The organism is Bartonella sp. CL25QHWL (assembly GCF_042195335.1).
GTDB lineage: Bacteria > Pseudomonadota > Alphaproteobacteria > Rhizobiales > Rhizobiaceae > Bartonella.
In genome coordinates, this window is sequence record NZ_JBHIOE010000026.1 from 1 (window position 1) to 7,246 (window position 7,246).

Here is a 7,246-nt window from a genome sequence, read left to right on the forward strand (position 1 = left end):
AACGCTGAAGCCACATCTGTATAGCTCTCCTCACTCTCAGTACCATCAGATTTTACTGTTTTAACCGTGAACTTAGGCTTGCTCCATTGGCCATCCTCATACTTAGCACCACCACCTAAAGACTTCGCAACATTGCTCCCTAGAGCATATAGCTGGTTACCAGCTACAGCATCCGTTGACGTTCTACTAATGTCTCCATTTTTAAGAGACGTAATCTTGCTGTTCTCTTTACTATCCCCATGCGTCGCTACAAAGGCATTCGCCGTTTGGCTCCAGATTAAAGAATCACTTTTTTCACCAGCAATTTCTTTGCTAATCTCATTTTTAATATTCGCGATAGAATCACCAATACCGGCAAAGGCAGTCGCGACACTGTCATAAGTCGAGTCAGTAACGTCACCATCAGAATTGAAGCGCTTAACCTTGAATGTAGGAGCAGTCCACGTGCCATTCTCATACTTAGCGTTACCACCTAAAGATTTTGCAACTTTATCACCTAGAGTATAAAGCTGGGAACCATTAACGGCATCGGTTGACATTTTTGAGAGCTCACCAGGAGAAACCTTCAAAAGACGCCGTGTCTTACCTTCACTACTCTCAAAAGTCACGTCAGTTAATACTGAGGTAGGAGCAATAGCTATCACAGTTGGCCCATCATCCGCTCGGTTTAGTGCACTGGGTAAGCTTCTTATAAGAGAAAAGCTGTCTGTGTTCTTATGCTGATCATCACTTTGAGATGGATTATCTTGTTTTTCCCCAATAGCATGGGGTTCCTTTATCTCAACAAGCTGATGATTTAAACCTGCCAAATCACTATTAGTGCCAGAAAATGCATCCGCAACACTTTTATAACCTTCTACATTCTTATAACCTTCCGTACCTGCAAATGCAGTATCAAAAGCAGCTTTAGTCTGAAACTTAATATTAAGACTAAAGTTCTTGGGGGTATCCTCCCCCTCCACAAATGCAGAGCCACTATCTCTATACAATTTACTGCCAACTACATAGGCTGGCGGTATACCTTTAAGCGCATTTGCACCACCACTAAAGTCGTTTGATTTGTTATTTAAAATCTGAGTAGCAGCAGCAACAGGAGAAACATTTGATAAAAAGATAATCACTGAAGCCAATGAAAGCGCTTTAATAAAAAGCCGTCGATAAAACGAGCAAGAATTTTTACAATCATTCACCACTAGCGCTTTTGGTGTGGTATATAATTTTTTCATAACAAATTCTCCAAATAAGAAATACATATTTAGAACATTAAAAAGTCATATTTCAGTGCTAGGGGTGATTAACGACGTGATTTTTGTTTGTTCTCTATAAAGTTTGAGTTTGCCGCAGAGGCGAACAGAAGTAATTAGAAGTCCGGCAAGGTTGTGATGGACGTTGATTAAAGGTTTGGTTAATGGGTTTTTTATTTTTTCCGCTTTTAAGAAGGATGCTTTTTTTTGCAACAAAACTCCTGAATGAGGGTGAAAAACGGATATGAAGAAGACATACTTGCGCCCTATTGTTAGATCTGCGGTTTATAGTTTTTAAAGTAAAAGAGTTCATTTTGTATAATTAAGAGGCTGTAATGTTTATTAGGGGAAAAGGTTAAGTTGTTGGCTGAATGATTTAGAGTACTTGTTGTGAAATCATTACGCTTTTATCGCGGGGGTAAGAGGTATACTCTTGAGCTTTAGATTTTTTTCTCTCAAAGAGCTTCAAAATAAAATGAAGGTGATTGTTTGTTTTTTTCATAATCCGTCGCGCCCCCCTTGCGAGCATCTTTCTGTTTTTACCAAAATGAGTCTTACTAAAGAATATTTCGCAATGTTATAGACTATTGCGTAAAATAGCAAGAGGAAAATGAATTTAATTATTTTTACAGAATGAGTCTTTCCGATTTATACAATCGTAAAATATCCTTATAACTTTAAAATTCATAGATTCCATGCACTATAGACTTGTCTAGAGGTTCTGTTTAATCGTTCGTTTTAGGTGTCCCATTTTGATCAAAATGAGTCTTACTAATAATTGCCGCTGTTGCATACCTCATGATTGCTACTGCTATGCACAGAGCAAATAAATAAAATAATAATAATACGATTTTTGATTTTTTTAAACGTATCCCCCCAATGGATATTTTCTATCAATGAAATTATAGAACGTACAGTTTTAAAATACTGTGCGATTACGCACTCTATCAATTTATATGAGAGTATTACGCTGTATTTATAAAATTTTTGTTAAAGTAATTCACTTTTTACTAAAATCAATCTCACTAAGATTATTACTATAGAATACCTTGTTATAAGACTTTATAAGTATACTACTCTATGGACTTCTCTGTAAAATATTACTTCTCTATAATATAAAATTTCGCCCTTGTCTGATGAGACAAGGGCGAAACTTCGCTTAAATTGTAGTTTTTCATATTCTCTGGTGTTATTTTAATTTCAGAGTTATTCCACCACCTACACCCCACTGACCGCCAGCACTGGTTGCTGATAGATTAGAACGAATCTTGCCATCTTCAGATGTATAACCTGCACCAATCGCAAAGGCAGATTGTCCACGCCAAAAACCACCACCAAATGAAACACTCACAGATCCTGGGTCATCGAAGTAACGTAAGTTAGAGACTGCCAAACCAATCGCTGCTGCTTGCCTTGCCTCTTTGCGCACATTCGTAATATCATAACTTAGTGCGTCAAACTTCATATCGGTATAGGATTTCGCCGCATTAACACCATTATCGACTTGTTCTTTAGTATACTCTTTCGCACTTTCAAGAGTAATCTTCATCTGCTCCGCGGTATGATCGTATAACTGACCACCATTCACTGCGTCCTTAGAGCCATGTTCAATTTTTCCACCTTGAACATTCGTAATCAAAACAGGCTCACTGTCATCGACACCTTTTAGAGTGATGCTATTGATTTTCTTTCCGCTATCATCGGTATCATAGCTAACCGCAACATTCACCTTGTTTTCAACTTCTGTTACCCTGTCTGTAACGTCGGTTACATTTTTTTCAACTTCTGTTACCTTGTTATTCATCTGCGAAAACTGATAGTCAGTCACTTCATAAGTTGACTTTTCTAAAATTTCACTAGGAGCAACAGTTACCGTGGTTGAATTATCCGCCTCATCTATGGCGCTTTCTTCCTCATCTATGGCAAGAGGTAAGCTTCTTAGAAAACGTGCGCTTCTCATAAAAGGAAAGCCTTCTGAAATAATATCCGAAGAATTATCTTGAGGTGTATAACTTTTTTCAATAATACCAACGCTATCCTTTATCTTAACAATCTCCTCATTCAAACTTGTGAAAGCACTATTAACGCCAGAAAACGCATCTGCAACATTAGTATAGTTTTTCTCAGTTTCATTACCATTCTTATCAAAGGCTTTAACTGTAAATGTAGGATCTGACCATTTTCCCGCTTTATCATATCCAGCACCACCGCCAAAATAATGTGCAAATGCCTGAGCCATAAAATAAATTTGACCACCATTTACCGCTTCGGTCGATGTTGCCGTAAATGCACCCCCTTTAACACCAGAGAGAACTCGTGGAAAATTAATACCGTTTGCAATATCTATTCTATCACCACCCTTGTCTCCACCAATCGTAATAAGCCCAACGCTATTTTGCCTAACAAAACTATCACCTGTCACACTTTCGATCTTTTGATTAAGATTCGTAAAAGAACTACTTACACCAGAAAGCGCATCCCCAACATTCTGATAGTTCTTTTCAGTCCCACTACCATTTTTATCAAAAACCTTAACTGTAAAAGTAGGAGCATTCCAGTTTCCATCTTTATCATATCCAGCATTATCACTCAAATAGCCTGCAACTACATTGCTCATGGCATAAAATTGAGAGCCATTTATCGCATCAGTCGATGTTGCTGTAATCGAACCAGCCTTAACACCCGCAAGAGTCCGTGCCACATTATCAACATTCGCGATATTTACCCTGGCCCCACTTACTTTTCCACCAATGGTAATAAGTCCGGTATCATCTTGCTTAACAAGATTATCACCTGTCCCATCAATGACTATATTCTCAATCTTTTTATCAAGATTTGTGAAAGAACTACTTACGCCAGTAAAGGCATCCGCAACACTCGTATAGTCCTTTTCAGCTCCATTACCATTTTTATCAAAGACCTTAACTGTAAAAGTAGGAGCACTCCAGTTTCCATCTTTATAACCAGCACCACCGCCAAAATAGCCTGCAACTACATTGCTCATGGAATAAAGTTGAGAACCATTTATCGCATCAGTAGACACTGCTGTAATCGAACCAGCCTTAACACCTGTAAGAGTCCGAACTGCATTATCAACGTTTGCAATGCTTACCTTAGTTCCACTTACTTTTCCACCAATGCTAATAAGTCCTGTATCATCTTGCTTAACAAGACTATTACTTGCCACCTTAATATTTTCAATCTTTGCATCAAGATTCGTGAAAGAACTACTTACGCCAGTAAAGGCATCCGCAACACTCGTATAGTCCTTTTCAGCTCCATCACCATTTTTATCAAAGACCTTAACTGTAAAAGTAGGAGCTATCCAGTTTCCTTTTCTATCGTATCCAGCACCACCGCCAAAAGAGATCGCAGTACTGATGCCTTGGGAAAAAAGCTGAGAACCATTGACTGCATCATACGAGACTGGCGAAACCCAACCATCAGCAACACCAGTAAGAGTCCTCAATCCATGAGAGCTATTTGCGATAGTTATTCTATTACCACCTACGTCCGCACCAATTGTAATAAGTCCTGATGCATCTTGCTTAACAAACTTATCATACGTGGATTCAGCGACATAATTCTGCAAACCATACAACGCAGAAGCAACATCTCTATATATTTTACCTCTAATTATATAGGTTGGCGCAATACTTTTACGTATATTTGTACCTCCGCCAAAATACTGTTCTACATTACCCCAAAGATCACAAGCAAAAACAGGAGAAGCATTTGATAAAAAAGCAGCTACTGACACTAATGAAAGCGTTTTTATAAAAGGTAATCGATAAGACGAGCAAGAATTTTTTAAATTACTCACTGCTAGTGTGTGTGGTGTGGTATATAATATTTTTTTCATAATAAATCCTCTAAGTAAAAAAAACATATTAAAAACATTAAAAAGACATATTCCGGTGCTACTAAGCTCTAGAGGTAGTTTTTTCTTGTTTTATAAAAGATTAGGGTTGTCATAATGCGGAAGAGGACTATCTAAGATATCAATGAGGTTGTAGTCCACCTTGATTGATAGTCCGATTAATAAGGTTTATTTTCCCCTTTTAGGGGGGATTTTCTTTCTGTAGCAGAGCCTTTAAATTTAAAGGCGAAGAAAGGTGAAAGAAGTGTAGAAAAAACATGTTTGCGCGCTATTATTAAGTGTTGTGTGTTTAAGAGGCAATAAAGGATGTTTATTGCGCAAGGGAGTTAAGTTGTTTGTTGAGTAATTTAGAGCGTTTTTTGTAGGGTTATTGTGCTTTTGTCGTGAAAATAAGCGAGATACCCATGAGTTTTATATTTGTATCTCTTAAAGCTTTTTGAGATCAGACGATTGTGATTTTGTAATTTTTCCATAACTTACCGCACCCCGCTTTGCGAGAAGATTTCTAGTTTATTTTAATTAATTTTTCGCACTCTATACAGATTATTAAAAAATAGCAAGGAAAAAATAATTTAATTATTTTTTTATATTTTTATATAATGCGTCTTTCTGATTCTTGAAATAATTCTAGAATTCATAGCCTCATTGTTTACACTTTAGGCTTTTATAAAAGTGCTGGTGCATCGTTATGCTTTAAATATCCCTGTTGTGATCAAAGTGAGTCTTACTTAATCATTCCCGCTGCTACATACAAAGAAAATAATAAAAATGGAAAAAATGAGATTTTTTATTTCTTTAAGCATACCCCCTAGTGGATATTCCTATTAATAAAATTATAAACTGTACAGTTTTAAAATATTGTGCGATTACGCGTGCTCTATTAATTTATATAAAAACATCACTCTGCATTTGTAATTTTTTTTGTTAAAATGCTTCACTGTAACTAAAATTAGTCCCACTAAGATTATTATTACAAAATACATTGTTATAAAACTTTACAAGTATACTACTCTATGAGTTTCTGTGTAAAATATCACTTCTTTATAAAATTTTTACCCTTGTCTGATGAAACAAGGGCGAATGCGTTTTTTATTATTAATGCAGTGTTAAGTTTACTCCTGCACTTAACCCCCTGTAACCTCTTGCACTCGTGACAGATATATTAGAGCGAATCTTTCCATCTTCTGACATATAAACGGTTCCAATAGCTCAAGCCAATCGACTACGCCATAAACCACTACCAAAACAAAGACTTAAAGACCAAAGGATATTAAAATAACTTAAATTCGATACTTCTAAACCAACAGAGGATGCCTGTCTTGCTTCTTTCTGAGCTGTCTTAATATCACATCTTAATGCTTCAAATTTTGTATCCGTGTAAGATTTTGCATCATTAACAACATTACTCATTGCATTATACTATGGATTCAGAAAAACATTTATCTATATATTTTTTCGCATCATTAAAAACTGTCTTAATCTGCTGCTCACTGTCATGTAATTGATCACCTTTTATGGCATTATACAATCCAATAATAATCTTATCAGCAGTAGAATTATGCAAAATAAAATACCCCCTATCTTGTCATAAAAAACAATGCTGCATTCATTAATAATATTATTACAATATATTAAAAATAAATATCGATTACTCAAATAATTCCTTTTGGAGATGATAAATGATTTTTTCATATAAAATTTCATAATAAAAAATATATTTTTACTCGAAATACGCCCTTATCTTCTATTGCTATTCATTTATGATGAAAATAACTTTCCTTCTCTTTAAATGGCACATGTAACGCATTTGATAAGAGAAGGAAAATTTATTTCGAATTTTCTATTGTTAATTCAGTGTTACCCTAAATCCAGCACCTACCCCCCAATGTCCCCCAGAACTCGTTGCAGATACGTTAGAGCGAAATCTTCCATTTTCAGACATATAACCAGCACCAAGAGCAAGTGCAGATTGACTGCGCCATACACCCGTACCAAATGAAAAACTTAATTTTCCCGGTGTATCGTCATAGCTTAAATTAGATACTGCTAGACCAATAGCAGCAGCTTGTCTTGCTTCTTTCCGAACATCCTGAATAGCATAATTCAACGTCTCAAATTTCAT

Annotated in this window: 3 protein-coding genes and 1 pseudogene; all 4 read right to left on the minus strand. The window is 36.1% G+C overall.

All coding sequences use genetic code 11. The features are described 5' to 3' along the window. A pseudogene (locus ACFILY_RS08745) lies at nt 1–1,226 on the minus strand (hypothetical protein); the annotation flags it as partial. Between the two features lie 1,207 nt (nt 1,227–2,433). Further along, the gene (locus ACFILY_RS08750; protein WP_375673334.1) at nt 2,434–5,106 is read right to left on the minus strand and encodes a YadA-like family protein; all 2,673 of its coding nucleotides are present in this window, start codon (nt 5,104–5,106) and stop codon (nt 2,434–2,436) included. Nucleotides 5,107–6,333: 1,227 nt separating this feature from the next. Further along, the gene (locus ACFILY_RS08755; RefSeq protein WP_273791568.1) at nt 6,334–6,534 is read right to left on the minus strand and encodes a hypothetical protein; all 201 of its coding nucleotides are present in this window, start codon (nt 6,532–6,534) and stop codon (nt 6,334–6,336) included. 436 nt (nt 6,535–6,970) lie between these two features. Then, on the minus strand, nt 6,971–7,246 hold a 276-nt coding region (locus tag ACFILY_RS08760; protein ID WP_375631735.1), incomplete at its 5' end, for a YadA-like family protein.

Bases quoted from the DNA above. Each gene is read 5' to 3' on its own strand.
- ACFILY_RS08750 (WP_375673334.1), bottom strand. From the start codon at position 5,106: ATGAAAAAAATATTATATACCACACCACACACACTAGCAGTGAGTAAT.
- ACFILY_RS08755 (WP_273791568.1), bottom strand. From the start codon at position 6,534: ATGAGTAATGTTGTTAATGATGCAAAATCTTACACGGATACAAAATTT.